Annotated in this window: 25 protein-coding genes and 1 pseudogene; 13 read left to right on the forward strand and 13 right to left on the reverse strand. The window is 71.7% G+C overall.

The features are described 5' to 3' along the window. Positions 1-15: 15 nt before the first annotated feature. Entirely contained in the window at positions 16-822 is an 807-nt protein-coding gene (locus tag AQJ67_RS00075; protein ID WP_062716720.1) for a phytanoyl-CoA dioxygenase family protein, read from the forward strand. Between the two features lie 19 nt (positions 823-841). Here AQJ67_RS00075 and AQJ67_RS00080 read toward each other — a convergent pair whose 3' ends face one another. The 3 genes from AQJ67_RS00080 to AQJ67_RS00090 form a co-directional block, all read right to left on the reverse strand. Continuing rightward, positions 842-1,810, reverse strand: coding sequence for an aldo/keto reductase (locus AQJ67_RS00080; protein ID WP_062715816.1), 969 nt, complete (start codon positions 1,808-1,810; stop codon positions 842-844). Between the two features lie 72 nt (positions 1,811-1,882). Next, a complete protein-coding gene (locus tag AQJ67_RS00085) occupies positions 1,883-2,473 on the reverse strand; it encodes a flavoprotein (protein WP_244190332.1) in 591 nt (196 codons plus the stop codon). 22 nt (positions 2,474-2,495) lie between these two features. After that, positions 2,496-2,954 carry a nuclear transport factor 2 family protein gene (locus AQJ67_RS00090; protein ID WP_062715817.1) on the reverse strand — a complete coding sequence of 153 codons (459 nt, stop codon included), beginning with the start codon at positions 2,952-2,954 and terminating at the stop codon, positions 2,496-2,498. 109 nt (positions 2,955-3,063) lie between these two features. On the opposite strand from AQJ67_RS00090, the gene AQJ67_RS00095 reads away from it, so the two are divergent. Then, positions 3,064-3,615, forward strand: coding sequence for a TetR/AcrR family transcriptional regulator (locus AQJ67_RS00095; protein ID WP_062715818.1), 552 nt, complete (start codon positions 3,064-3,066; stop codon positions 3,613-3,615). A gap of 76 nt (positions 3,616-3,691) precedes the next feature. Here the strand turns inward: AQJ67_RS00095 and AQJ67_RS00100 are convergent, their stop codons facing one another. Together AQJ67_RS00100 and AQJ67_RS00105 are read right to left on the reverse strand one after the other, a co-directional pair. Continuing rightward, positions 3,692-3,892: a ferredoxin gene (locus AQJ67_RS00100; protein ID WP_062716722.1), complete on the reverse strand. Its 201-nt coding sequence runs from the start codon at positions 3,890-3,892 to the stop codon at positions 3,692-3,694. Between the two features lie 42 nt (positions 3,893-3,934). Continuing rightward, complete coding sequence (locus tag AQJ67_RS00105; RefSeq protein ID WP_062715819.1) at positions 3,935-5,143, reverse strand: cytochrome P450; 1,209 nt, start codon at positions 5,141-5,143, stop codon at positions 3,935-3,937. A gap of 329 nt (positions 5,144-5,472) precedes the next feature. Here AQJ67_RS00105 and AQJ67_RS00110 point away from each other — a divergent pair, with 329 nt between their 5' ends. Further along, complete coding sequence (locus AQJ67_RS00110) at positions 5,473-6,108, forward strand: LysE family transporter (RefSeq protein WP_062715820.1); 636 nt, start codon at positions 5,473-5,475, stop codon at positions 6,106-6,108. Positions 6,109-6,188: 80 nt separating this feature from the next. Beyond that, positions 6,189-6,638: a nitroreductase family deazaflavin-dependent oxidoreductase gene (locus AQJ67_RS00115; RefSeq protein WP_062715821.1), complete on the forward strand. Its 450-nt coding sequence runs from the start codon at positions 6,189-6,191 to the stop codon at positions 6,636-6,638. An 87-nt stretch (positions 6,639-6,725) separates the two neighbouring features. Here AQJ67_RS00115 and AQJ67_RS00120 read toward each other — a convergent pair whose 3' ends face one another. Next, positions 6,726-7,697: a cation diffusion facilitator family transporter gene (locus AQJ67_RS00120; protein ID WP_062715822.1), complete on the reverse strand. Its 972-nt coding sequence runs from the start codon at positions 7,695-7,697 to the stop codon at positions 6,726-6,728. A gap of 120 nt (positions 7,698-7,817) precedes the next feature. On the opposite strand from AQJ67_RS00120, the gene AQJ67_RS00125 reads away from it, so the two are divergent. Further along, positions 7,818-8,831: a glutathione S-transferase family protein gene (locus tag AQJ67_RS00125; RefSeq protein WP_062715823.1), complete on the forward strand. Its 1,014-nt coding sequence runs from the start codon at positions 7,818-7,820 to the stop codon at positions 8,829-8,831. Positions 8,832-8,854: 23 nt separating this feature from the next. After that, positions 8,855-9,160 (forward strand): DUF4235 domain-containing protein, encoded by a 306-nt coding sequence (locus AQJ67_RS00130; RefSeq protein WP_062715824.1) that lies wholly within the window; start codon positions 8,855-8,857, stop codon positions 9,158-9,160. A 36-nt stretch (positions 9,161-9,196) separates the two neighbouring features. On the opposite strand, the gene AQJ67_RS00135 is transcribed toward AQJ67_RS00130, so the two are convergent. From AQJ67_RS00135 to AQJ67_RS00145, 3 genes are all read right to left on the reverse strand, one after another. After that, a complete protein-coding gene (locus tag AQJ67_RS00135) occupies positions 9,197-9,589 on the reverse strand; it encodes a VOC family protein (protein ID WP_062715825.1) in 393 nt (130 codons plus the stop codon). 78 nt (positions 9,590-9,667) lie between these two features. Beyond that, positions 9,668-10,132: a pyridoxamine 5'-phosphate oxidase family protein gene (locus AQJ67_RS00140; protein WP_062715826.1), complete on the reverse strand. Its 465-nt coding sequence runs from the start codon at positions 10,130-10,132 to the stop codon at positions 9,668-9,670. Positions 10,133-10,146: 14 nt separating this feature from the next. Further along, positions 10,147-10,905 (reverse strand): TetR/AcrR family transcriptional regulator, encoded by a 759-nt coding sequence (locus AQJ67_RS00145; RefSeq protein WP_062715827.1) that lies wholly within the window; start codon positions 10,903-10,905, stop codon positions 10,147-10,149. Positions 10,906-11,045: 140 nt separating this feature from the next. Between AQJ67_RS00145 and AQJ67_RS00150 the strand changes: the two genes are divergently transcribed. Both AQJ67_RS00150 and AQJ67_RS00155 read left to right on the forward strand, forming a co-directional pair. Beyond that, positions 11,046-12,551 carry an APC family permease gene (locus tag AQJ67_RS00150; RefSeq protein WP_062715828.1) on the forward strand — a complete coding sequence of 502 codons (1,506 nt, stop codon included), beginning with the start codon at positions 11,046-11,048 and terminating at the stop codon, positions 12,549-12,551. 18 nt (positions 12,552-12,569) lie between these two features. Next, complete coding sequence (locus AQJ67_RS00155; protein ID WP_062715829.1) at positions 12,570-14,204, forward strand: amidohydrolase; 1,635 nt, start codon at positions 12,570-12,572, stop codon at positions 14,202-14,204. A 140-nt stretch (positions 14,205-14,344) separates the two neighbouring features. Here the strand turns inward: AQJ67_RS00155 and AQJ67_RS50105 are convergent. After that, a pseudogene (locus AQJ67_RS50105) lies at positions 14,345-15,306 on the reverse strand (GlxA family transcriptional regulator). 89 nt (positions 15,307-15,395) lie between these two features. Between AQJ67_RS50105 and AQJ67_RS00165 the strand changes: the two are divergent. Beyond that, the gene (locus tag AQJ67_RS00165; protein WP_062715830.1) at positions 15,396-16,346 is read left to right on the forward strand and encodes an NADP-dependent oxidoreductase; all 951 of its coding nucleotides are present in this window, start codon (positions 15,396-15,398) and stop codon (positions 16,344-16,346) included. 1 nt (position 16,347) lies between these two features. Here AQJ67_RS00165 and AQJ67_RS00170 read toward each other — a convergent pair whose 3' ends face one another. Both AQJ67_RS00170 and AQJ67_RS00175 read right to left on the reverse strand, forming a co-directional pair. After that, positions 16,348-17,454: an NAD(P)-dependent alcohol dehydrogenase gene (locus AQJ67_RS00170; protein WP_062715831.1), complete on the reverse strand. Its 1,107-nt coding sequence runs from the start codon at positions 17,452-17,454 to the stop codon at positions 16,348-16,350. Between the two features lie 25 nt (positions 17,455-17,479). Beyond that, the gene (locus tag AQJ67_RS00175) at positions 17,480-18,931 is read right to left on the reverse strand and encodes an aldehyde dehydrogenase family protein (protein ID WP_062716723.1); all 1,452 of its coding nucleotides are present in this window, start codon (positions 18,929-18,931) and stop codon (positions 17,480-17,482) included. A gap of 103 nt (positions 18,932-19,034) precedes the next feature. On the opposite strand from AQJ67_RS00175, the gene AQJ67_RS00180 reads away from it, so the two are divergent. Both AQJ67_RS00180 and AQJ67_RS00185 read left to right on the forward strand, forming a co-directional pair. Then, a complete protein-coding gene (locus AQJ67_RS00180; RefSeq protein WP_062716724.1) occupies positions 19,035-19,472 on the forward strand; it encodes a MarR family winged helix-turn-helix transcriptional regulator in 438 nt (145 codons plus the stop codon). Positions 19,473-19,645: 173 nt separating this feature from the next. Then, positions 19,646-20,026 (forward strand): anti-sigma factor antagonist, encoded by a 381-nt coding sequence (locus AQJ67_RS00185; RefSeq protein WP_062715832.1) that lies wholly within the window; start codon positions 19,646-19,648, stop codon positions 20,024-20,026. A gap of 53 nt (positions 20,027-20,079) precedes the next feature. Here AQJ67_RS00185 and AQJ67_RS00190 read toward each other — a convergent pair whose 3' ends face one another. Then, entirely contained in the window at positions 20,080-21,033 is a 954-nt protein-coding gene (locus AQJ67_RS00190; protein WP_062715833.1) for a ribose-phosphate diphosphokinase, read from the reverse strand. Between the two features lie 197 nt (positions 21,034-21,230). Between AQJ67_RS00190 and otr(A) the strand changes: the two genes are divergently transcribed. Both otr(A) and AQJ67_RS00200 read left to right on the forward strand, forming a co-directional pair. After that, positions 21,231-23,132: a tetracycline resistance ribosomal protection protein Otr(A) gene (otr(A), locus tag AQJ67_RS00195; protein ID WP_062715834.1), complete on the forward strand. Its 1,902-nt coding sequence runs from the start codon at positions 21,231-21,233 to the stop codon at positions 23,130-23,132. A 72-nt stretch (positions 23,133-23,204) separates the two neighbouring features. Then, entirely contained in the window at positions 23,205-23,867 is a 663-nt protein-coding gene (locus AQJ67_RS00200) for a DUF4230 domain-containing protein (protein WP_062715835.1), read from the forward strand. The last annotated feature ends 18 nt before the right edge of the window (positions 23,868-23,885 follow it).

The raw sequence follows: 23,885 nt of genomic DNA on the forward strand, positions 1-23,885 counted from the left end.
ACGACAGCCACGGACATGGCGAACGCCGCCGCACCCATCCTGCCCGAGCGCGGGCTGCGCCAGTTCCAGGAGGAGGGCTTCACAGTCGTACGCGGGCTGTTCGGGTCCGCCGAGATCGACCGCTTGTGCGACCGGTTCGCGGCACTGCACGCGGCCGGTCCCGTGCCCGGGCACTTCGAACCCCGCCCGTCGGACGGCGACCCGCTGCGCGCGTACCCGAGGGTGATGCAGCCGCACGAGATCGACGAACTGGCGCTGCGGGTGCTGCTGGACGCGCGGCTGCGCGGCGTGCTGGAGGTGCTGCTCGGGGAGGAGGTGCTGGCCGCGCAGAGCATGTTCTACTTCAAGCCGCCGGGGGCCCGGGGGCAGGCGCTGCACCAGGACAACTTCTATCTGCGGGTCGAGCCGGGCACGTGTGTGGCGGCGTGGGTGGCCTGCGATGTGATCGACCGGGACAACGGGGGGCTTGAGGTCGTCCCCGGTACGCACGCGATGGAGTTGTTCTGTCCGGAGTTGGCGGACGCGGAGGTGTCTTTCGCGCGGGAGTACGTCGCGCCTCCGGCGGGGTTGGCCGCTGTTCCCGTCGACATGGAGCCCGGGGACGTTCTGTTCTTCAACGGGAGCCTGGTGCACGGGTCGCAGCCGAACCGTACGGAGGGTCGCTTTCGGCGGTCGTTCATCGGGCACTACGTGGGGCGTTCCGCTGAGCGGATCGGGGCGTATTACCGGACGTTGTCGATGAGTGGGGACCGGGTGGCGTTGGGGGAGAGTGAGGGGGCGGGGCCGTGCGGCAGCGAGTTCGCGCCGTACGGGCCCCACTAGTACGTCGTCTGGGGGCGTTTCAGTGGCCGATGATCGGGTGGGGGCTGTATGGCTGCTGTAGCTCCTCCAACTCCTTCTCCGTCAGGCGGAGTTCTACCGCCGCGACCGCGTCCTCGATATGACGCGGCTTGGCGGCGCCGATGATCGGGGCCGTGACCGTGGGCTGGTGGAGGAGCCAGGCCAGGGCGACCTGAGCTCGCGGGACGCCCCGCTCGTTCGCCACCCGCGTGACCGCCTCGACCACGACGCGGTCGCTGTCGGCGTACAGGCCGCTGCCGAAGTTGTCGGTGGCGCTGCGGTCGGTGACCGTGCCCCAGTCCCGGGTGAGGCGGCCGCGGGCGAGCGGGCTCCAGGGCAGGGTGCCGACGCCCTGGTCCGCGCAGAGCGGGAGCATCTCGCGTTCCTCCTCGCGGTAGAGGAGGTTGTAGTGGTTCTGCATCGAGACGAACTTGGTCCAGCCGTGCCGCTCGGCCGTGTACTGCATCTTGGAGAACTGCCAGGCGTACATCGAACTGGCCCCGATGTAGCGCACCTTGCCCGCCTTGACCAGGTCGTGCAGCGCCTCCATCGTCTCCTCGACCGGGGTGTGCGGGTCGAAGCGGTGGATCTGGTAGAGGTCGACGTAGTCGGTGCCGAGGCGGGTGAGGCTGTGGTCGATCTCCGTCATGACGGCCTTGCGGGAGAGGCCGGCACCGTTGGGGCCGGGTCGCATGCGGCCGTTCAGCTTGGTCGCGAGGACGATGTCGTCGCGGCGGGTGAAGTCGCGCAGCGCCTTGCCGACGATCTCCTCGCTGGTGCCGTCGGAGTAGACGTTGGCGGTGTCGAAGAAGTTGATCCCGGCGTCCAGCGCCTGGCGGATCAGCGGTCGTGAGGCCTCCTCGTCGAGGGTCCACTCGTGCGTGCCGCGGTCGGGGAGGCCGTAGGTCATGCAGCCCAGACAGATCCGCGACACGTCCAGGCCCGTCGAACCGAGCTTCACGTACTGCATCGTTGCTGCTCCTGCCTTCGGAGTGGGTACCAGGGGAGCGTACGTCGTCGGATGCGGGGGCGCCCGGTCCGGTCATCGCTCCAGCAGGTCCAGGGCACGTTCCCAGCCGAAGTCCGGCCGTCCGCCGTCCTCCCCCGCCTCGCCGGTGTACGGCTCCCCGAGGCGCACGCCCATGCCGCGCAGGCGTATCAGGCTGTCCTGGTAGGCGGGATGGGCGGCCAGCGCGTCGGCGACGCAGGGCAGGACGGCGATGGGGACGCCGAGGCCGTACGCCTCGCACAGGGTGCCCAGGGCGAGGGTGTCGGCGATGCCGGCGGCCCACTTGTTGACCGTGTTGAAGGTGGCCGGGGCCGCGACCACGGCGTCCGGCGGCGGGAAGGGGCGCGGGTCGCCGGGCGTGCGCCAGGCCGAGCGGATCGGGCGGCCGGTGAGGGCCTCGACGGCGGCGGTGTCGAAGAAGCCGTTCATGGCGACCGGGGTCGCGATGACCCCGACCTCCCAGTCGCGCTCCTGTGCGGCGGTGATCAGCTTGCTGACGTCCGCGGCGATACCGGCGGCACAGACGACGACGTAGAGGAAGGGCTTTCGGGCCTGTACGGGCAGGGCCTGTACGGGAAAGGCCTGTACGGGCAAGGCCTGTTCGCTCACAGCCTGTTCGGTCATCCGGGAACCCTACCCAGACGGTCTAGCGCAGCGGGAAGGACAGCCCGCGCTCGCTCTCCGGGCGCGGCCCGAAGACACGGCGCTCCTTCTCCTCGATCGGCATGTCGTTGATGCCGGCCTCGCGGCGGGTCATCAGGCCGTGCTCGTCGAACTCCCACAGTTCGTTGCCGTAGGAGCGGTACCACTGGCCGTCGGCGTCGTGGCACTCGTACTGGAAGCGGACGGCGATGCGGTTGCCGTCGAAGGCCCACAGGTCCTTGCGCAGGGCGTAGTCCAGCTCGCGCTCCCACTTGGCGGTCAGGAACTCGACGATCTCGGCGCGGCCGGTGACGAAGGTGTCGCGGTTGCGCCACACCGAGTCCTCGGAGTAGGCGAGTGCCACCTTGTGCGGGTCGCGGGTGTTCCAGGCGTCCTCGGCTGCCTGCACCTTTTGGGCGGCAGTCTCGCGGGTGAACGGCGGCAGGGGCGGGCGGTCGGTCATGTCGTCCTCCGGGGCCGGAATGGGGGTACCACTGGTGGAGAACGTGCGTTCTCCGGACTGGCTGCTACCGTAGGAGAACGCTCGTTCTCGCGTCAAGGAGAGGTCGCACATGGACAGCGAAACCGCCCGGGAGCAGGCACTGGACGCCGCGGAGAAGCTGTTCTACGGGCGTGGCATCCAGTCCGTCGGCATGGACGACATCCGGGGTGCGTCAGGGGTCTCGCTCAAGCGGCTCTATCAGCTCTTCCCCGCGAAGGAGCAGCTGGTCGAGGCGTATCTGGAACGGCGCGACATGCGCTGGCGCGGACTGCTCGCCGCCCACGTGGAGCGGCACGCGGACCCCGGGCGACGGATCCTCGCCGTCTTCGACCGGCTGGAGGAGTGGTTCGGCGAGGAGGACTTCCGCGGGTGCGCCTGGATCAACTCGTACGGCGAGCTGGGCGCCCGCTCCGAGCGGGTCGCCGGCCAGGTCCGTTCCCACAAACAGGCGTTCCGCGACTACCTCGCCTCGCTGGTGACGGCGGCAGGACTGCCCGACGCACTGACCGGGCCGCTGTATCTGCTGGCCGAGGGCGCGATGGTGACGGCGGGGATAACGGGCGGTACGCGTCCGGCGGCGGAGGCGCGGGAGGCGGCCCGCTCGCTGATGGCGGCGCGCTGAGGTCGGCGGGCGGGCCCGGCGTCGGCTGCCGGGCCCGCCCGCCGCTGTGAGTGCCGGGTGGCCTACGTAGCCGGCGTCAACTCGCCGTTTCCGACACGGTGATGGCACTCACCGGGCAAGCCCGGGCGGCCTCGCGGACCATCGGGTCGCCGCCGCCGTTCTCGCGGCCGGGGAGCAGGGCACTGAAGCCGTCGTCGTCCTGGGTGAAGACGGAGGGGGCGGCGAGGGCACACTGGCCGGCGCCGATGCAGAGGGCGTGGTCGATGTCGATGTGCAGGTTGTCTGATTCGCGCGTTTCGTTGTCCATGACCGGAGCCTCTTACCAGGTCACGGGGAGTTCCAGCATCCCCTGGATCGTGTCGCCGGGTTTGAAGGGGATTTCCTCCGCAGGGACGGCAAGGCGCAGGGTCGGGAGCCGCTCGAAGAGGGTGCGCAGGGCGATCTCCATCTCGGCGCGGGCCAGGTTCTGGCCGAGGCACTGGTGGATGCCGAAGCCGAAGCCGACATGGTGGCGGGCCGAGCGGTGCCAGTCGAGGGTGTCGGGGTCGGGGTAGACGGACTCGTCGCGGTTGATGACCGAGGTCGAGAAGACCACGCCTTCGCCCGCCCGGATCGTCCCGCCGTCCGTCCCGATGTCCTCGACGGCGACCCGCAGCATGCCGTCGGCGATCGAGAGCATCCGCATCAGCTCCTCGACCGCGGCGGGCAGCAGCGTCGGTTCGGCCCTCAACTCGGCCAGCCGGTCCGGGTGTTGGAGCAGGGTGAAGGTGCCCAGGGAGATCATGTTGGCGGTGGTCTCGTGGCCGGCGACCAGCAGGATGGTCGCGAGGGCGATGACCTCCTCCTGGTCCAGCTCGCCCGCGCGCAGCTGCTGGTGGACGAGTTCGTCCAGGACGCCGTCACCGGGCTCCGGCTGGTTCCGTTTCCGGTCGATCAGCTCCGCGAAGTACGCCTCCAGCCGGTCGCGGGCGGCCATGGTGTCGTCAGCCGTGGGGCCGCGCAGCAGGCGTCGCGACTGTTCCTCGAAGAAGTCGTGATCGGCGTAGGGGACGCCCAGCAGGGCGCAGATGACCATGGAGGGCACGGGCAGGGCGAAGGCGCTCACCAGCTCGGCGGGCGCCCCCTGGGCGATCATCGTGTCAAGCCGTTCGTCCACGATCCGCTGGATCTCGGGGCGCAGCTCGGCGGCGCGCCGCAGGGTGAAGCTGGGGACCATCATCCGCCGCTGGACCCGGTGTTCGGGGTCGTCGACGCCCAGCAGCGCGCCCTTGCGGTTGCGGAGCCCCGCGAACCGTTCGGTGGGCGCGGGGAAGTCGGACCGGGTGCGGTCGGAGGACAGCCGGGGGTCGGCCAGCAGGGTGCGGGCGAGCGCGTGTCCGGTGACCAGCCAGACCGGGCGGCCGTCGTAGAGGCTGATGCGGGCCAGCGGGCGGGTCTCGCGCAGCGGGTCGTAGGCGGTGGGCGGGTGGTAGGGGCAGGTCCGGCTCTGGGGGAAGGTGACGGTGTGCGGTTCCGTCGTGTCCGTCATGGAAGACCTCGCAGACGAAGAGTGCGTCGTGCCGATCTTCATTAGATGCCTCAGGCACCTAGCGGAACGACGCCAAGTTCGGCCAGATCAGCCGCCCGGGCAATCTGGCCGGGGATCGTCGCACAGAGCTTCGGTCAGGGGGACGTCCGGCCCGTCCGCCGGTTCCCGCAGCGCCCGTCGCCGGAAAATCGCTTGTCCGCGGGCGGCGGGCGACCACAGAATCCGGCCATGCCTACGACCCGCGCCTTCCTGCCGCTGACCGTCACCGTCCGTCCGGTGGCGCTCCAGCAGCAGTCCGGCCGTCCATGGAGGCCCACGCTTCCCACGTCGTGAGCGCCGCGCTCGTCGCGGGGCTGATCGCGGGCTACGGCATCGCCGTCCCGGTCGGCGCGGTCGCGACCTACCTCGTCTCCCTCACCGCCCGTACCTCCCTGCGGACCGGGGTCTGCGCGGCGCTGGGCGTCGCGACGGCCGACGGGCTGTACGCCCTCGTGGCCACCCTCGGCGGCTCCGCGCCGGCCGGCGCGCTGCGTCCGGTGCTGGTCCCGCTGCGCTGGGCCTCCGCCCTGGTGCTTGCGGTCCTCGCGATACGGGGCGCCGTCGTCGCCGTACGCCACTACCGCGACCGCCCCCTGGCCACCCGCTCCACTCCCCCCTCTCCCCCCTCTCCCCCGAGCCCGGCACGCGCCTACCTGGCGCTGCTCGGCATCACGCTGCTGAACCCGACCACGGTGGTCTACTTCGCGGCCCTCGTCCTCGGTACGCGCACGACGGAGGCGGCGGCGCCCCTGGAGCAGGGCGTCTTCGTCCTGGCCGCGTTCGCCGCGTCCGCGAGCTGGCAGGTGCTGCTCGCCGGGGGCGGGGCGCTGTTGGGGCGGGTGCTGACGGGGCGTCGGGGGCGGTTGGTGACGGCGCTGGTGTCGAGCGGCGTGATGCTGGCGCTGGCCGTGGGGATGGTGGCGTAGGCGCGCAGGATGATTTCCGGCCGGGCCCTTGTTGAAGGGTGGAGTCAGTCGGCTTCAGGACACGACGATGGGACCGAAGCATGCCTCTCGACGGTGAGTACGAGCCCAGCCCGACCAAGTGGGTCCGCGACCAGGTGGAGTTGTACGAGGGCTCCGGCGGCACCCGGGGGACGACCCTCCAGAACACGGGGAGGCCGGTGATCGTGCTCACGACCCGGGGTGCCCGAAGCGGCAAGATCCGCAAGACGCCGCTGATGCGCGTGGAGCACGAGGGGCGTTATGCCGTGGTGGCCTCGCAGGGCGGCGCGCCCAAGCACCCGGTCTGGTACCACAACGTCAAGGGCGATCCCCATGTGGAGCTCCAGGACGGGCCGGTCAAGCAGGACATGCGGGCCCGCGAGATCACCGGCGCGGAGAAGGACGAGTGGTGGGAGCGGGCCGTGGCGGCGTATCCGCCATACGCCGACTACCAGAAGAAGACGGACCGGGTGATCCCCGTCTTCGTGCTGGAGCCGTTCGACGAGGGCTGAGACGACGCCTGAACGGACCTGGCGTCCGCGACCGGAAATTTTTCTCCGCACGGACGCATGAACCCCCCTTCGCCGGGCACACGTGCGTCAGGCCCCGCCGCGCTCCCCCGTCGCGGCGGGGCTTCCCTGTGCCTCGCGCGCTGAGCGTTCGGTCACGTCGAGGAAGATCTGGTCGGCCTCCGCCACGGTCCGGGAGATGGACCGCTTGATACGGACGGCGACCTCCTCCACGTCTTCGCTGTCGAGGCCGGGCATCAGATCGACCCGGGCCGCCACCAGGGCCGTCTCCAGGCCGGTCTTCATCGTGAACAGGGCCTCCACGCTGTCGATCTCCGGCTGGGCCTCCAGCAGCGCCCGGATCCGGCCGGCCGCCTCGGGGTCGGCGGCCTCCCCGATCAGCTGGTCGCGGGCGTCGCGTCCCAGCCGGTAGGCGACGTAGACGAGGAGCACGCCGATCGCGAGCGACGCGGACGCCTCCCAGACGACCTGCCCGGTGACCATGTGCAGTGCCATGCCCGCGAGGGCGAGGGTCACACCGAGCACCGCCGTGGCGTCCTCGGCGACGACCGTGCGCAGGGCGGGGTCGCGCAGCCCGTTCGCCAGGCCGCCCTGCCGGCGTACCTGGTACAGCGCCCGCACCAGCGAGAGTCCCTCGGCGACGAAGGCGACGCCGAGCACGATCATGCCCGCCACATAGCCGCCGAGCTTTTCCTCGGAGCCTGCGCGCAGCGCCTCGACGCCCTGGAAGAAGGAGAAGCAGCCGCCCATCACGAAGATCCCGACGGCCGCGAGCAGTGACCAGAAGAAGCGTTCCTTGCCGTAGCCGAAGGGATGGCGGGCGTCGGCGGGGCGGCGGCTGCGGCGCAGCGCTGCCAGCAGGAAGATCTCGTTCATGCTGTCCGCCACGGAGTGCGCGGCCTCCGACAGCAGCGCGGGCGAGTGGGCGAGGACTCCGCCGACGGCCTTGGCGACGGCGATGACGAGATTGGCGGTGAGGGCCACCAGGACGGTGACCCGGGTCCTGCGGTCCGCCTTCGGTGTGTTGGGCGTACTGCTCATTTTCCACCGACTGCCCCGGCCGATCCGGCTCACACCGTGCCGTCGGCGGAAATCGGGGGACTCGGTGGGACCAGGAGCCCCGGCACGGGACGGGGACGTACGGCAGAGAGGAGCCGGGTCATGAGCGGCGGGGGCAACACCGCGTATGGGAGGAAGTCGTTCCAGCGGTCGAAGGCCCACTTCGCGGACCGGATCACGGCGGACGGCCGGGAGGGCTGGCCGGTGGAGGCCGGACGCTACCGTCTGGTGGCCAGCCGTGCCTGTCCGTGGGCGAGCCGGGCGGTGGTGTCCCGGCGGCTGCTGGGCCTGGAGGACGCCCTGTCCCTGGCGATCCCCGATCCGCTCCAGGACGACCGCAGCTGGCGCTTCACGCTGGACCCCGACGACCGTGACCCGGTGCTCGGCATCCGCTTCCTCAGTGAGGCCTACGACCGGCGGGAGACCGACTACCCGGGCGGCGTCAGCGTGCCCGCCATCGTGGACGTGCCCAGCGGCCGGCTCGTCACCAACGACTACCAGTCGATCACGCTCGACCTCGCCACCGAGTGGACGGCCCTGCACCGCGCGGGGGCGCCCGATCTCTACCCCGAGCCGCTGCGGGACGAGATCGACGCCGTGATGGCGGAGGTCTTCGAGGACGTCAACAACGGTGTGTACCGGGCGGGGTTCGCCACCGGACAGCAGGAGTACGAGGAGGCGTGCGCGCGGCTGTTCCGGCGGCTGGAGCTGCTGGGCGAGCGACTGGCGGGGCAGCGCTATCTGGTCGGCGACACGATCACCGAGGCGGACATCCGGCTGTTCACCACGCTGGTCCGTTTCGACGCCGTCTACCACGGTCACTTCAAGTGCAACCGCTGGAAGTTGACGGAACATCAGGTCCTGTGGGCGTACGCCCGCGACCTCTACCAGACGCCCGGATTCGGTGACACCGTCGACTTCGACCACATCAAGCGGCACTACTACCAGGTGCACAGCGGCATCAACCCGACCGGCATCGTGCCCCTGGGGCCGGACCTGTCGGGCTGGCTGACCCCGCACCACCGTCAGGAGCTGGGCGGCAGGCCGTTCGGCGACGGGACCCCGCCCGGGCCTCCCGCGCAGGCCGAGCAGGTCCCGGCGCACGGTCGACCGTGAACCTACGAAGGAGGCACAGGCACATGGCCAAGAAGCAGAAGAAGGCGAAGCTCCCCCTCGCCTACAAGCCGCTGGGATTCGCCCTCGGCTGGGCGAGCGGCGCGCTGGCCGGGCTCGCCTTCCGCAAGACGTGGATGGCGATACGGCACGAGGAGGACGCCCCCGACGCGCTGGACCGGGAGCGTGGCTGGGGCGAGATCCTGCTGGCGGCAGCGGTCCAGGGCGCCCTGTTCGCGATGGCCCGCAGCCTGGCCGACCGCACGGGCGCCAAGGCGATCGAGCGGTCGACCGGAGTGTGGCCGGTCAGCGAGAAGGGCGGGCGGGACTGAGCGGCCGCCCCGGCGGAGGCGCCGGCACCGAGGCGGTCAGCCCTGCTTCGGTGCCGTGGGGGCCGTGCGGCGCAGGGTGAAGGAGTGGCCGGCCGGGTCGGAGAAGCCGCGTTCCTCGTAGGGGCCGGCCGCGTCCTTCGCCTCCAGCGGCCGGCCGCCGAGCCCGACGATCCTGCGCTCCGCCTCGTCCAGGTCCTCCACCACGAAGTCCAGGTGGGCCTGGAGGGAGTTCTCGGGGCGCGGCCAGCTCGGCGGCGTCGCGTTCATGTCGCGGCGGAACGCGAGCCGGGTGCCGTCTGCGCCCCTGATCTCCACGCGGTTGGCGGTCGCCTCCGTCTGTTCGCCGTCGAGCAGTTCCTTGTAGAACACGGCGAGTTTCTCCGGCTCGGCACAGTCGAGCACCACGAAACCCGCTGTCACCAGTGGCATGACTCCTCCGAAGGGTCCGGGGCGCGGGACGGACCTGTCCCGCCGCCCTGCCCCGACGGGTGTCCAGGTCAGGCCGTTTCAGTCCGCGACCAGCCACTTCCCGTCCCGCATCAGCTCCCGCCCCGCCAGCTCGTTGGCCTCGCGCCAGGCCTGCACCCGGGTCGGCAGGACACGGAAGTACAGGTAGGGCGTGCTGAGCCGACGCGGGTCGAAGCCGGTCGTCGCGGCGAAGCGGTCGCCCTCCTCCTCGGACAGCTCGGCCGGCGCGATCGTCTCGACCGTGCCCTCGATCATGACGACGTCGCGGGTCGGACCGATACCGAGGCGCGTCCTGCCGGTCGCCTGGAGGTTCCGTCCCGTGGGGCTGGTGGCGGGTGTCGCCAGCAGCAGGGTCGAGCCGTCCCAGAGGAAGGAGAGCGGCACGAGGAACGGCACTCCCCCGTCGGCGTCGGCGGTGGCGACCCACACGTCCTCGTCGTGTTCCAGACGGTGCAGGGTGTCCTTCTTGCGCTGCTCGGCGGGGCGTGCGGGCGACGGGGCCATGGCGAACTCTCTCCTCACGTAACGGCTTCGGGGGACGGGTCCGGTGTGGCCGTCGGCTGTCCGGACCGGGTGCGGATTTCCGCCAGCCGACCCGCCGCCGCGCCGAGGAGCAGGTCCAGCGCCGCCGGATAGGAGCTGCGCGCCATGTCGGCCACGAGCCGGCGGGCGGTGGCCGCGATGTGCGGGTGGGTGTCGGCGGGGAGGCGTGCGTACGTCGCCCGCCAGACGGCCGCCTCGGCCTCCCGCGCGTCCTTCGGCATGGCCGCGCTCGCCGAGTCGAGGGCGCCGTGGGCGAGAGCCTGGTCGATGAACGCGTGGTAGATCCGCACCGCCTCGGCGTCCGGGAATCCGGCGCCGCGCAGCACGCCGAGGATGGTCTCGACGGCCTGGATCTCGTACGTCCGCCCGGTCACCCGGTACGAGCTGAGCACGGCGGCGCGGGGGTGCGCGAGGGCCCCGGCGTGCATCCGCAGGCCGAGATCGCGCAGGTCGGCGCGCCAGTCGCCGGTCGGGCGCCAGGTGCGCAGCGTACGGCCGATGAGTTCGTCGGCGATGGCGAGCATCAGGTCGTCGGTGTGCCGGAAGTAGCGGTAGAGCGAGCTGGGGTCGGCGCCGAGGGCGCGGCCGAGGCGCCGGACCGAGAGGGCGTCGGCGCCGTGTTCCTCGATGAGGCGCAGGGCCGTGTCGACGATGAGCTCCTCGGACAGGACGACGCCCTGCTTGGTGGGGCGCCTGCGCTGCCGGGCGGCGGGCGGGACGACGCGCTCGCTCATGGACTGCCTCCCATGAAGGGCCTCCCTCGGGGCCGGGTGTCCCGCACCTTACGACAACACTGTTGACCTGTTAACCCCCCGGACAGTTTCATGTCCGCTCATCGGGGCCGTCCAGGCCCCCGGTGCGAGCGGAGACCGCCATGCCCGACGAGCAGTCCCACAGCGTCGTCCCTCCAGCGCGGCCCGAGCTGCGCAAGTCCCTGGGTGTCCTGGACGGGGTCGCCATCGCCGCGTCCAGCACGGCCGCGACCACCAGCATCGGCATCGGTCTCGGCGTCACGGCGGGCGTGGTCGGCCTGCATCTGCCGGCGATCATGCTGCTGGCGTTCCTGCCGGTCCTGGGTATCGCGGGCGCCTACTCGCGGCTCAACAAGGTCGAGCCGAACGCGGGCAACGGCTATGTGTGGGTGGGCCGTTCGCTCACGCCCTGGCTGGGCTTCATGGTCGGCTGGGTGAACATCGTGGCCGTGGTGGCCTTCCTCGCGTACACCACGGCGGTCACCGGCTCCGCCCTGCTCCAGCTCGCCGGGGACGCGGGGCTGCACCGGATCGGCGGTCTCGCGCTGGACCCGGGTTCGACCGCGCAGACGACGGCGCTCGGCATCCTGGTCCTGGTGGCGGTCACGCTGACCGCCGTCACCGGCATCCGCGCCGCCGCCCGTCTCCAGGCCGGGCTGCTGGTCTTCGAGTACGTCGTCCTGCTGGGCTTCTGCGGCTACGGCATCGTCACCGGCCCGCACGACTTCAGCCTGAGCTGGTTCGACCCGTTCGCGATCCCGTCGGCGACGGCTCTCGCACAGGGAATGCTGCTGTCGGTGTTCTGCTACTGGGGCTTCGAGTCGGCGTTCAGCGTCAACGAGGAAGTCCGTGACCCGCGCGACGCGTCACGGGCCGGGATCACCACTCTGTTCACCATGCTGGCGCTGTTCCTGCTCGGCTCGGTCGCCTTCCAACGGGTCCTGTCCGAGCAGGAGTTGGCAGGGCACGGCGCGCAGGGGCTGGCCTTCTTCGGCGACCGGCTGGCGTCCCAGCCGTGGGCGGCGCTGCCCCTGGTCGCCCTGATGTTCTCGGCGGTCGCCTCGCTCCAGGCCGGGGTGATCCCGACGGCCCGGGCGATGTTCGCGATGAGCCGGGACCGTACGCTCGGGCCGGTGTGGTCCAAGGTCAGCCCCCGGTACGGGACTCCGGCCAGCGGCACGGTACTGATCGGCGCGCTGGCGGCGGGCGTCGCGGGCCTGGCGCTGGTCATTCCCCGGCTCGCCGACATGATCATGGCGACGGTGAGCGCGGTGGGCATCGTGGTCGCCCTGTCGTACGCGCTCACGGCGCTCGCGGCCGCCGTCCGGTTCCGCGCGCTGCTGTTCGAGGACTGGCGGCAGGGCGTGCGCGCGGTGGTCCTGCCCACGTTGAGCGCAGCCGTGCTGCTCGGCCTCGGCGGCTACCTCAGCTGGTCCTTCTACACCTCCGCCGACCACTTCGAAGTCAGCGCGGACAACGGCTGGTTCCTGCTGGTCACCCCCCTGGCGATGATCGCGTCCGGCTTCGTGGCCGCCGCGTGGGCCAAGTGGGTGCGCAGATCGCCGTACTTCCGCACCGGCAAGGGCACCGACGCCGACGCGCCGCGGCTCCTCGCCACCTCCCGATAACCGACCAGGAAACGGATCATGCACGCAGATCTCCTCTTCACCGGCGGCCCCGTCCTCACTCCCGGGGGCCGCACCGCGACCGCCGTGGCCGTCACCGGCGACCGTGTCACGGCCGTGGGACGGGAGGAGGTGCACGATCTCGCCGGGCCACGGACCGAGGTGGTGGACCTCGCCGGGCGGCTGCTGCTGCCCGGATTCCAGGACGCGCACGTGCACCCGGTGCCGGCCGGGCTGGAACTCTCCCAGTGCGACCTGACCGGGGCGAGGACGGCCGACGAGACCCTCGCCGCGGTGCGCGCGTACGCCGACGCGCACCCGGAGCGGGAGTGGATCACGGGCGGCGGCTGGTCGATGGAGGCCTTCGCGGGCGGTACGCCGACGAAGGAGCTGCTGGACGCGGTGGTGCCCGACCGGCCGGTGTACCTGCCCAACCGCGACCACCACGGGGCCTGGGTCAACAGCCGTGCCCTCGCGCTCGCCGGCGTCACCCGGGACACGCCGGAGCCGGCCGACGGGCGGATCGACCGGGACGCCTCGGGTGAGCCGAGCGGGACCCTGCAGGAGGGGGCGATGCAGCTCGTGGGGCGGCTCACGCCGGCGGCCACCCCGGCCGACCGGCTGGCGGCGCTGCTGCACGCCCAGCGGCATCTGCACGCGCTCGGCATCACGGCCTGGCAGGACGCGCTGGTCGGGGACTTCCTCGGCATGGACGACCCGGGGCAGGCCTATCTGTCGGCCGCGCGGGACGGCTCGCTGACCGCCCGTGTCGTCGGCGCGCTGTGGTGGGACCGTGAGCGGGGCGCCGAGCAGATTCCCGAACTGGTCGAGCGGCGGGCCGCGTTGAGCCATGGGCGGTTCAGCGCGGGCAGCGTCAAGCTGATGCTGGACGGTGTCGCCGAGACCGGAACGGCCGCGCTGCTCGACCCCTACCTCGACAAGTGCGGCTGTGTCACCGCCAACCGGGGCACCAGCTTCATCGACGCCGGGCAACTGCCCGCGTACGTCACGGAGTTGGACGCGCTCGGCTTCCAGTGTCACTTCCACGCCCTCGGTGACCGGGCCGTACGGGACGCGCTGGACGCGATCGAGGCGGCGCGCGCGGCGAACGGGCCGAGCGACACGCGGCCGCATCTGGCCCATCTCCAGGTCGTGCAGCCCGCCGACGTGCCGCGGTTCGCCCGGCTCGGGGCCACCGCGAACATCCAGCCGCTGTGGGCCGCGCACGAACCGCAGATGGACGAGCTGACGATTCCGTTCCTGGGGCCCGAACGGGCCGCGTGGCAGTACCCGTTCGGCGCGCTGCTGCGCTCCGGTGCCCGGCTCGCGGCGGGCAGCGACTGGCCCGTGAGCAGCCCCGACCCGCTCCACGGGATCCATGTGGCGGTCAACCGCGTGACCCCGGACGCCGACGACGCGCCCGTGTTCCTGCCGGGCGAACGCATCGGGCTCACCGAGGCGCTGACCGCCTACACGGCGGGCTCGGCCTATGTGAACCACCTCGACGACACGGGCGAGGTGCGGCCCGGCGCGCTCGCGGACCTCGTGGTCCTGGACCGCGATCCGTTCGCCGGACCGCCCGAGGCCGTCGCGGACACCCGGGTCGCGCTGACCTATGTGGGGGGCGCGCGCGTGTACGCGGCTCGGGAGGCGTGAGCGGTTGCCCGTCGGCGCGGCCCCGCTAGGCCCTGTCGTCAAATTCCCGTCGTCCGCCCGGAGGGCGGGCCGCGCGGCGTCAGGGGCGCCGAGAGTGCGTGCATGGCGCCGCGCGGCAGGCGGAGATTTGACGACAGGGCCTAGCGGTCCGCCGTCGCCTGGAACGTACGGCGGTAGGCCTGTGGCGACACCCCGATCGCGGCGTGCAGATGCTGGCGCAGGGAGGCGGCCGTGGCGAAGCCGACCTGGCCGGCGATCCGGTCGACCGACAGGTCGCTGGACTCCAGCAGGTGCCGGGCGCGGGCGACGCGCTGCTGGATCAGCCAGCGGCCGGGGCTGAGGCCGACCTCGTCGTGGAAGCGGCGGGCGAAGGTGCGCAGGCTCATCCGGGCGTGGGCGGCGAGGTCGGTGAGGGTGAGGGGGTCGCCGAGGTTCTCCAGGGCCCAGGCGCGGGTCGCGGCGGTGTCGGCGGCGCCGCTCTCCGGGACGGGCTGCTCGATGTACTGGGCCTGGCCGCCGTCCCGGAACGGCGGTACGACGCAGCGCCGGGCGACCGCGTTGGCCAGCTCGTGGCCGTGGTCGACCCGGACGATGTGCAGACAGACGTCGACGCCGGAGGCCGCGCCGGCCGAGGTGAGGATCCTGCCGTCGTGGACGAAGAGGACGTCGGGGTCCAGCTCGACCCTCGGGTGGAGGCTTCGGAACGCCTCGGTGGACTGCCAGTGCGTGGTGGCTCTGCGGCCGTCCAGCAGGCCCGCCGCGGCGAGGACGAAGGCGGCGGTGCAGATCGACACGATGCGCGCGTCGGGGCGGATCAGCGCGAGGGCGCGGGAGACCTCGGCGGTCAGCTCCGCGGGGATGTACGGGGGCGCCATGGAGGCGACCACCACGGTGTCGGCCGTGGCGAGGATCTCCGGGCCCGATCACCGTACTGGACGCCGATCGTGAAGTCCGCGGTGCTGCGCACCGGCTGTCCGTCGACGCTGCAGGTCAGCACCTCGTACCGGCCGTCGGCCGCGCCGAAGATCCGGCTGGGGATGCCGAGCTCGAAGGGGTAGACGCCGTCCAGGGCCAGCACCACGACCCGCTCGACCCGCTCCATCTGTCGTTCACCATGCATGGCACGATCCTATCGAAGGTTGGCAATCGTGCCATTTCCCGGGGCGGCGGCTCCCGGCAGGCTGTTTCACCATGAGCACTGTGAACACGATGCGAGCCATCAGCCAGGACGTCCTCGGCGGTCCCGAGGTTCTGAAGGAAGTGGAGCTGGAGCGCCCGACGCCGCGCCCGAACGAGGTACTGGTGCGGGTCCGCGCCGCCGGTGTCAACCCGACCGACTGGAAGCACCGCGCGAACGGCGGATTCCTCGGCGAGCCGCCCTTCGTCCTGGGCTGGGACGTCTCCGGCGTGGTCGAGGCGGTCGGCATCGGCGTCGCCCGCTTCCAGCCCGGCGACGAGGTCTTCGGCATGCTGTCCTACCCGTTCGGCCACGGCTCGCACGCCGAGTACGTCACCGCCCCGGCCCGCACCTTCGCGCCCAAGCCGGCCTCGATCGACCACACGCAGGCGGGCGCGCTGCCGCTGGTCTCGCTGACCGCTTGGCAGGCCCTGGTCGAGTACGCCGACGTGCGGCCGGGGCAGCGGGTGCTGGTGCACGCTGCGGCCGGCGGGGTCGGCCATGTGGCCGTGCAGATCGCGAAGGCGCGGGGCGCGTATGTGATCGGCACGGCGAGCGCGGGCAAGCACGAGTTCCTGCGGGGCCTGGGCGCCGACGAGCTGATCGACTACCGGGAGACGGACTTCACCGAGGCCGTGAAGGACGTGGACGTCGTACTGGACACCCTGGGCGGCGCGACCTCCGTGCGCTCGCTGAAGGTGCTGCGCCCGGGGGGCGTCGTCGTCTCGATCCTGCCGGTCGGGTCGGACGAGTTCCACGAGGAGGCCGAGCGGCTCGGCGTACGGGCGGTGCGGATGCTCGTGGACGCCGACCGCGCCGACCTGCGGGCGATCACGGACCTGGTCGAGAAGGGGCAGCTGCGCGTCGAGATCGCCGGTACCTTCCCGCTGGCCGATGCCACCGAGGCACACGCGCTCGGCGACACCGGCCGGACCACGGGGAAGCTGGTCCTGACGGTCGACTGAGTCAGAACGTGAGCACGGGCTTGATCGCCTTGCCCGCGCCCATGTCCCGCACCGCCTGGTCGATCTCCGCGAAGGGGTAGGTGCTGATCAGGCGGTGCAGCGGGAGCCGCCCCTCCTTCACCAGCCGCACCAGGGCGGGGATGAAGGTCTGGGTCTCGGCGTCGCCGAGGGTGAGGCCGACGACCTGCTTGCCGCCGAGCAGCCCGTTGACGTCCAGGGCGACCTCGGTGCCGAACGGCGGGGCGCCGACGACGACCAGGGTGCCGCGGGCGGCGAGCGCGTCGACGCCCTGGCGCAGGACGCCGACGTTGCCCGTGGTCTCGACGACGCCGTCGGCACCCTGACCGCCGGTGATCCCGGCGAGCGCCTCGCCGAGGTCGGCCTCGCTCGCGTCGACGGTGTGGGTGGCCCCCAACTCCTTTGCCAGGGACAGGCGTTCGGCGACCCGGTCGACGGCGACGATGTGGGTGGCGGGGGTCAGCGCGGCGGCCATGACGGCGGACAGGCCGACGGCTCCGGCGCCGAGGACGACGACCGTGCTGCCGGTGACCGGCTTCAGCACGTTCCAGACGGCGCCGACTCCGGTCTGTACGCCGCAGCCCAGCGGGGCGATCGAGGTGAGCGGCACCTCCGGGTCGACCTTGACCAGGCTGCGCTCGTCCACCAGTGCCCGCTCGGCGAAGGACGACTGTCCGAAGAAGTGGCCGCCGAGTTCCTCGCCGCCCCGGCTGATCGTGCTGCTGCCGTCGGCCCGGCGGCCGCCGATGAGGTTCAGCGGCAGCCAGGTCGCGCAGTACGCCGGGTGCCCGCCGCGGCAGTTGCGGCACTCGCCGCACGAGGTGAAGGACAGTACGACGTGGTCGCCGGGGGCGACGCCGGTGACCGCGGGGCCGACGGCCTCGACGACGCCCGCGCCCTCGTGGCCGAGGACGCCGGGCAGCGGGAAGGGCAGTCCGCCGCTCGCCACGCCGAGGTCGGTGTGGCACAGGCCGGTCGCCACCATGCGGACGACGGCCTCGTGCGGTCCGGGCTCGGCGAGCTCCACGTCGGAGAGGGTGAAGGGTGCTCCGCCGGACTCGACGACGGCGGCGCGGGTGGGGATGGACATCGTACGAACTCCTAGGCAGGGACGCTCAGTCGAGCGAGACGACGACGGACTTGGTCGTGGTGTAGGCGTCGAGCCCCTCGGGCCCGTACTCGCGGCCGAAGCCGGAGTCCTTGACGCCGCCGAAGGGGACGCCGGAGTCGAGCATCGCCCAGTCGTTGACCCAGACGATCCCGGCCTGGAGGCGGTCGGCGACCCGGTGGGCCCGGGCCAGACTGCCCGTCTGGACGCCCGAGGCCAGGCCGTACGGCGTGGAGTTGGCGAGCTCGACGGCCTCGTCCTCTGAGTCGAAGGGCTGGACGGTGAGGACCGGGCCGAAGATCTCCTCCTGGATCACCCGGGAGTCGTTCGGCAGGTCGGCGATGACGGTGGGCTTGTAGTAGTAGCCGCCGTCGAGGTCGAGGCGCTCACCGCCGCAGACGATGCGGCCGCCCTCCTTGCGGGCCAGGTCGACGTACTCCTCGACCTTGCGCAGATGCCGCTCGCCCGCCATCGGGCCGATGACGGTCTCGGGCTTGCGCGGATCGCCGAGCGGTACTCCGGGCACGGCGTCGGCGAGGATGCCGAGCAGCGTGCTGTAGACCTGCCGGGCCACCAGGAGCCGCGGTCCGCCCATGCAGAACTGGCCGGTGTTGAAGACGAAGCCCTTGATGACCGCGCCGACGGCCTTCTCCAGATCGGCGTCCGCGAAGACGATGTGGGCAGCGTTGCCGCCGAGCTCCATGGTCACGGACTTGAGCGACTCCCCGGCGAGGGCCGCGACCTTCCTCCCCACCCCGGTCGAGCCGGTGAAGGCGACCTTGTCCACCCCGGAGTTCCGCAGCAGCGCCTCGCCGACCGCGGGGCCGCCGGTGACGATGTTGACCACGCCGTCGGGGACACCGGCCCGCTTGAAGAGCTCGGCCATGTACAGCGCGCTGAGCGGGGTGTCCTCGGCCGGCTTGTGGACCACCGTGTTGCCCGCCGCGAGGGCCGGCGCGATCTTCGAGCCGGAAAGGATCAGCGGGAAGTTGTACGGGCTGATCGCCGCGACCACGCCGAGCGGCCGCCGCCGGACGTAGGCGAGGGCGTTCATGGGCGTCTCCCGGACGGAGCCGTCCAGGGTGTGGGCGAGGGCGGCGTTTTGTTCGTAGTCGTTGGCCGCGGTGGTCACGTCGACGGCGTGGGCGAGCGTGATCGGCTTGCCGACGTCCCGGCTCTCCAGTTCGGCGATGGTGTCCGCGTTCTCCCGGATCAGCTCGGCGACCCGCTGCAGCACCCGGCCCCGCTCACGGCCGCTCAGCCCGGACCAGGCGCCGTCGTCGAAGGCGTCCCGCGCGGCGCGCACGGCCGCGTCCACATCGGCGGCACCGGCGTCCGCGACCGTGGTGAGGACCGTGCCGCGGGACGGGTCGACCACCTCGGTGCGCGCTCCGTCGGCGGCCTCGCGCCACCGGCCCCCGATGAACAGCCGACCGGGTTCGATCTCGAAGGTGGTCATCGCCACTCCCCAGCTTCATCGCCAAGTTTTCAACCAACAGGATTCCTGTTGGTGCGCAGTCTGTTTACAGACAGGTTTCCTGTCAATGCTCTACGCTGAACTCATGCTCGACGCCCAGGTGACCAAGGCAGCTCCGTCGCTTCTCTACATGGTGAAGCAGGTGGAGCTGGTCGTGCGCTCCCACCTCGACGAGCTGGTCAAGCCGTCCGGGATCACCGCCCTGCAGTACACGGCGCTCACCGTCCTGGAGCGGCACGACGGACGGTCGGCCGCACAGCTGGCCCGCGACTCCTTCGTCACGGCCCAGTCGATCTCCGACGTCGTACGGTCGCTGGAGACCCGCGGGCTGGTCCGCCGGGAGCGCAATCCCCGCAATCGCCGCGAGCTGCTGATCCTGCTGACCGACGCGGGCCGTGAGCTGCTGGCGCGCCACGCGGGCCCGGTGCGGGAGCTGGAGGAGCGGATGGTGCGGGACCTCACGGCCCATCAGGCCGAGCAGTTCCGCCAGGCCCTCAGCAAGTCCTGGCACGCGTTGTCGTAGTCACGCCTCGCACATCTCCCGCACCCCGTACGGCAGTTGGCGAAGCGACTGTCGCAATTCGAAGACATATGTCAATCGAACATGCTCAAATTCGGTCGTCGGGGGTAACTTGCAGTGCGGGGACTGGATTTGAGCAGCCCGCCGCAAGTGAGCAGGTTGGAGGCGATGTCGTCGTGCAGCAGGGACCTGCGCCGTTCAGTCGGCATCTGCGCGTCCACCGGCACCGGGGTCACACGGTGCTGGAGTTCCACGGCGAGATCGACATCGCGGCCGCCGTCGAAATCGCGCCATACCTGGACCGGGTGACGGCACACCCCGACGCCAGGATCGTGATCGACCTGCGCAGGATCGAGTTCTTCGACTGCTCCGGGCTGCGCCTGCTCTACCGGGCCCGCGGCCGGGCGCTCGACCACGGCGGGCAGCTGCACCTGGTCTGCACCCACCCGCTCACCCTGCGCGTCCTGAGGATCACCGGCCTGTCCCGGCTGCTGCCCCCGCACCCGACGCTGGACGCGGCCCTGAACCAGCCGGAGGCCACGTCCGGCACGTTGTGAGGAGCCCGCTGCCCCCCTGTCGCGAACGTGTGCCGGCCGCCCTCGTCCTTGGACTATTCGGTTCCCGGCGCGTCGAACAGGGCGCTTACGGACTCCCCGTTGTGAATGCGGCGCACGGCCTCGGCGAGTGCCGGGGCGATGGACAGGACGCGCAGCTTCTCGGTGCGCTCCTGCGCGGGGACCGGCACGGTGTTGGTGCACACGATCTCCAGTACGTCGGGCTGCTCGCCGATCCGCTTCAGCGCGCCGGCCGCGAACAGACCGTGCGTACAGGCGACGCGGATCGAGCGCGGGCCCAACTCCCGTAGCCGGTCGAGGAGTTCGAGGACGGTACTGCCCTTGGCGATCTCGTCGTCCAGGATGATCACGTCCCGGCCGGTGACCTCGCCGATGACGGAGCTGATGCTGACCCGGTCGTCCGCGAACCGCTGCTTGGCGCCGGCGGCCACCTGGGCGCCGATCATCCGCGCGAAGGCGGCGGCCTCCTTGGCGTTGCCGAGGTCCGGCGAGACGACGGTCGTACGGGTGAGGTCGTACTCCCGGAAGTGCGCGGCGAGTTCACGCAGCGCGTGCAGGTGGTCGACCGGCACCGTGAAGAAGCCGTGCACCTGGGGCGCGTGCAGGGTCATGGCGAGCACGCGGCTCGCGCCGGCCGCCACCATCAGGTCGGCGACGAGCCGCCCGCCGAGCGAGATGCGGGGCGCGTCCTTCTTGTCGGAGCGGGCGTAGGAGTAGTGCGGCATCACGACGGTGATCCGGCGCGCGGACGCCCCGCGTGCGGCGTCGCACATCAGCAGCAGCTCGACGAGGTGCTCCTGGACGGGCCGGACCAGGGGCTGGATCAGATAGACGTCCCGCTCCCGGCAGTTGGCCTGAAGCTGCACCTCAAGGCAGTCGTTGGCGAACCGGCTGACCCGGGTGGGACTGAGCGGCACCCCCAGATGGGCGCAGACCTCCGCCGCAAGCTCGGGGTGGGCACTGCCGCTGAACACGGCGATCTCTCGCACACTCGGCTCCTCGCATGATCGTTTCTGCTCCCGGGGTCATGCTACGGGGACCCGAAATTCGCTTGCCGTCCGCCGGTGGAGCCGCGCCATGATGGCCGCGTCCGCGTTCCCTCACGTCAGGATCCCTCGCATGCGCCGACTCCTCGACAGCACCCAGCGCCCCTGCCGGCCCACGGTCATCGAGGACTCGACCCCGCATGCACACCCCGAACACCCCGAACACCCCGAACACCCTGAACATCGGCATCCTGGCCCACGTCGACGCCGGTAAGACCAGCCTCACCGAGCGGCTGCTCTTCGACCACGGCGCGATTCCCCGGCTCGGCAGCGTCGACGGCGGCGACACCCGCACGGACGACGGCGCCATCGAACGGCAGCGCGGCATCACCATCCGCTCCGCCGTCGCCGCGTTCACCGTCGGCGACACCCACGTCAACCTGATCGACACCCCCGGGCACTCCGACTTCGTCGCCGAGGTCGAGCGCGCCCTGGAGGTCCTCGACGGCGCGGTGCTGCTGCTGTCCGCCGTAGAGGGCGTGCAGGCACAGACCCGTGTGCTGATGCGCACCCTGCGGCGGCTGCGGCTGCCCACGGTCGTGTTCGTCAACAAGATCGACCGGGCGGGCGCCCGCTCGGACGACCTGCTCGCCGACGTCCGCTCCAGGCTGACGCCCCACGTCGCACCGCTGAACTCGGTGACGGGACTCGGTACCGCCGACGCCCGCGTACGGCGGCGCTCGCCCGAGGATCCCCGGGTCCGCGCCGACCTGGCCGAGGCGCTCGCGGAGGTGGACGCCGCCATCCTGGCAGGGGTCGTGGACGGCCCCGAACCGACCGCGGACGAACTGGGCCGGGCTCTCGCCGCCCGGACGGCCGACGGCTCCTTCCACCCGGTCTTCTTCGGCTCGGCGCTCGGCGGCCAGGGCGTGCCGGACCTCGTCGAGGGCCTCACCCGGCTCATCCCTCCGGCCCCGTCGTCCGGGACCGGCGCACCGCGCGGCACGGTGCTCGCCGTACGGCCCGGCCCCGGCGGTGAGCGCACGGCGTATCTGCGGCTGTACGAGGGTGAGGTGACCCGGCGCCGGCGGCTGACGTTCCTGCGCCGGGAGTCCGACGGCCGGAGCACCGAGGTCGTCGGCCGGGCCACGCACCTCGACGTGTTCGGCGGCGCCGAGACCCTCACGGCAGGGAACATCGCCGCGCTGACCGGCGTCCCGGGCATCCGCGTCGGCGACCGGCTCGGCGCACTGGACGACCGGACCGCGCAGTTCGCGCCGCCGACGCTTCAGACCCTGGTCCGGGCCCGCAACCCCGCCCAGGCGGCGCCGCTGCGGACGGCGCTGCTGACCCTGGCGGACCAGGACCCGCTGCTCCATGCCCGGCCCGCGCCCTCCGGCGCCACCGCGCTGCTGCTGTACGGCGAGGTCCAGATGGAGGTGCTCGCGGCGACCCTGGCGCAGGACTTCGGCGTGGAGGCCGAGTTCGAGCCGGGCCGGGTGCGTCTGCTGGAGCGGCCGCGGGGCGTGGGCGAGGCCTCGGCGGAGATGCCGTGGCACGACCACACCAGGTACTGGGCGACGATCGGGCTGCGGGTCGGACCGGGACCGCGTGGCTCGGGCGGGGTGTTCACCTACGAGACGGAACTCGGCGCGCTCCCCCGCGCCTTCCACCAGGCCGTCGAGGACACGGTTCACGCGACGATGGAGACGGGACCGTCCGGCGCACCGGTGACCGACTACCTGGTGACACTGACCCGGTCCGGCTACAGCGCCCCGGTCAGCACCGCCGCCGACTTCCGCGGGCTCACCCCGATCGTGCTGCGTCGCGCGCTGGAGCGGGCGGGGACACGGCTGTACGAGCCGTACCACGCGTTCGAGACGGAGGTTCCGCTGGACGCGCTGGCGCCGGTGTCCGCCCAACTGGCGTCGTGCGGAGCCGAGTTCACGGGTACGACGGGCGGGTCGACGTCATGGCTGATCACCGGCGAGCTGCCGGCCCGCCGGGTACGGGAGGTCGAGCTGCGGCTGCCGGGGCTCACGCACGGTGAAGGGGTGTGGTGGTCGCGGGTGTCCGGGGACCGGGAGCTGAAGCGGCCCTGACGCACGGCCAACGGACAGGTCCGGCAAGGGATTTGGGGGTACTTGGTTGAAGAGGGAAGGAGAAACGTCGCCATGACGACTCCCATCAAGCGCATCGACAAGCGCATGCCCGGCTGGGCGAAGGTGGTGAGCGCCCTGATCCTGGTGCTCGTCGTCTTCTTCGCCGGGATCCGGCTGAGCGTGATCCCCGGCCTGAAGGACCTGTTCGGCACCGAGACCAACGACCGTTCGGGGCCCGCCCTGCTCCAGTCCATCCAGGACATGAGCCGCTACGACGCCGCCTCCGGCAACTTCCAGATCGTCGTGGATCTGGAGAAGGACGCCAAGTTCCTGCCCGACGCGATCCGCGGCACCCGCACGCTGTACGTCGGCGCGGGCACCGTGGACGCCTATGTCGACCTCGGAGAGGTCGGCGAGGACGACGTCACGGTCAACGACGACCGTACGTCCGCCACGCTCCGGCTTCCGCACGCCGCCCTCGGCAAGCCGGCCCTGGACCCCGACCGCTCCTACGCCGTCTCCAAGGAGCGTGGTCTCCTCGACCGTCTCGGCGACCTCTTCTCGGACAACCCGAACGGCGAACAGGCCGTGCAGAAACTGGCGGTGAAGCACATCGGCGACGCGGCGAAGGAGAGCGGCCTGACCGCACGCGCCGAGACCAACACCACCGGCATGCTCGAAGGCCTGCTCCGCTCCCTGGGCTTCAAGGAGGTGAAGGTGACGTACGGGACGTGAGCCCCGCGGTCCTTCCTG

The sequence above is a fragment of the Streptomyces caeruleatus genome (assembly GCF_001514235.1).
Taxonomy (GTDB): Bacteria; Actinomycetota; Actinomycetes; order Streptomycetales; family Streptomycetaceae; genus Streptomyces; species Streptomyces caeruleatus.

Bases quoted from the DNA above. Each gene is read 5' to 3' on its own strand.
- AQJ67_RS00125 (WP_062715823.1), top strand. From the start codon at position 7,818: ATGAGCGGCGGGGGCAACACCGCGTATGGGAGGAAGTCGTTCCAGCGG.
- AQJ67_RS00080 (WP_062715816.1), bottom strand. From the start codon at position 1,810: ATGCAGTACGTGAAGCTCGGTTCGACGGGCCTGGACGTGTCGCGGATC.
- AQJ67_RS00170 (WP_062715831.1), bottom strand. From the start codon at position 17,454: ATGTCCATCCCCACCCGCGCCGCCGTCGTCGAGTCCGGCGGAGCACCC.
- AQJ67_RS00140 (WP_062715826.1), bottom strand. From the start codon at position 10,132: ATGGCCCCGTCGCCCGCACGCCCCGCCGAGCAGCGCAAGAAGGACACC.
- AQJ67_RS00130 (WP_062715824.1), top strand. From the start codon at position 8,855: ATGGCCAAGAAGCAGAAGAAGGCGAAGCTCCCCCTCGCCTACAAGCCG.
- AQJ67_RS00165 (WP_062715830.1), top strand. From the start codon at position 15,396: ATGAGCACTGTGAACACGATGCGAGCCATCAGCCAGGACGTCCTCGGC.
- AQJ67_RS00105 (WP_062715819.1), bottom strand. From the start codon at position 5,143: ATGACGGACACGACGGAACCGCACACCGTCACCTTCCCCCAGAGCCGG.
- AQJ67_RS00155 (WP_062715829.1), top strand. From the start codon at position 12,570: ATGCACGCAGATCTCCTCTTCACCGGCGGCCCCGTCCTCACTCCCGGG.
- AQJ67_RS00120 (WP_062715822.1), bottom strand. From the start codon at position 7,697: ATGAGCAGTACGCCCAACACACCGAAGGCGGACCGCAGGACCCGGGTC.
- AQJ67_RS00095 (WP_062715818.1), top strand. From the start codon at position 3,064: ATGGACAGCGAAACCGCCCGGGAGCAGGCACTGGACGCCGCGGAGAAG.
- AQJ67_RS00175 (WP_062716723.1), bottom strand. From the start codon at position 18,931: ATGACCACCTTCGAGATCGAACCCGGTCGGCTGTTCATCGGGGGCCGG.
- AQJ67_RS00090 (WP_062715817.1), bottom strand. From the start codon at position 2,954: ATGACCGACCGCCCGCCCCTGCCGCCGTTCACCCGCGAGACTGCCGCC.
- AQJ67_RS00145 (WP_062715827.1), bottom strand. From the start codon at position 10,905: ATGAGCGAGCGCGTCGTCCCGCCCGCCGCCCGGCAGCGCAGGCGCCCC.
- AQJ67_RS00135 (WP_062715825.1), bottom strand. From the start codon at position 9,589: ATGCCACTGGTGACAGCGGGTTTCGTGGTGCTCGACTGTGCCGAGCCG.
- AQJ67_RS00200 (WP_062715835.1), top strand. From the start codon at position 23,205: ATGACGACTCCCATCAAGCGCATCGACAAGCGCATGCCCGGCTGGGCG.
- AQJ67_RS00075 (WP_062716720.1), top strand. From the start codon at position 16: ATGGCGAACGCCGCCGCACCCATCCTGCCCGAGCGCGGGCTGCGCCAG.
- AQJ67_RS00085 (WP_244190332.1), bottom strand. From the start codon at position 2,473: ATGACCGAACAGGCTGTGAGCGAACAGGCCTTGCCCGTACAGGCCTTT.
- AQJ67_RS00180 (WP_062716724.1), top strand. From the start codon at position 19,035: ATGCTCGACGCCCAGGTGACCAAGGCAGCTCCGTCGCTTCTCTACATG.
- AQJ67_RS00150 (WP_062715828.1), top strand. From the start codon at position 11,046: ATGCCCGACGAGCAGTCCCACAGCGTCGTCCCTCCAGCGCGGCCCGAG.
- AQJ67_RS00115 (WP_062715821.1), top strand. From the start codon at position 6,189: ATGCCTCTCGACGGTGAGTACGAGCCCAGCCCGACCAAGTGGGTCCGC.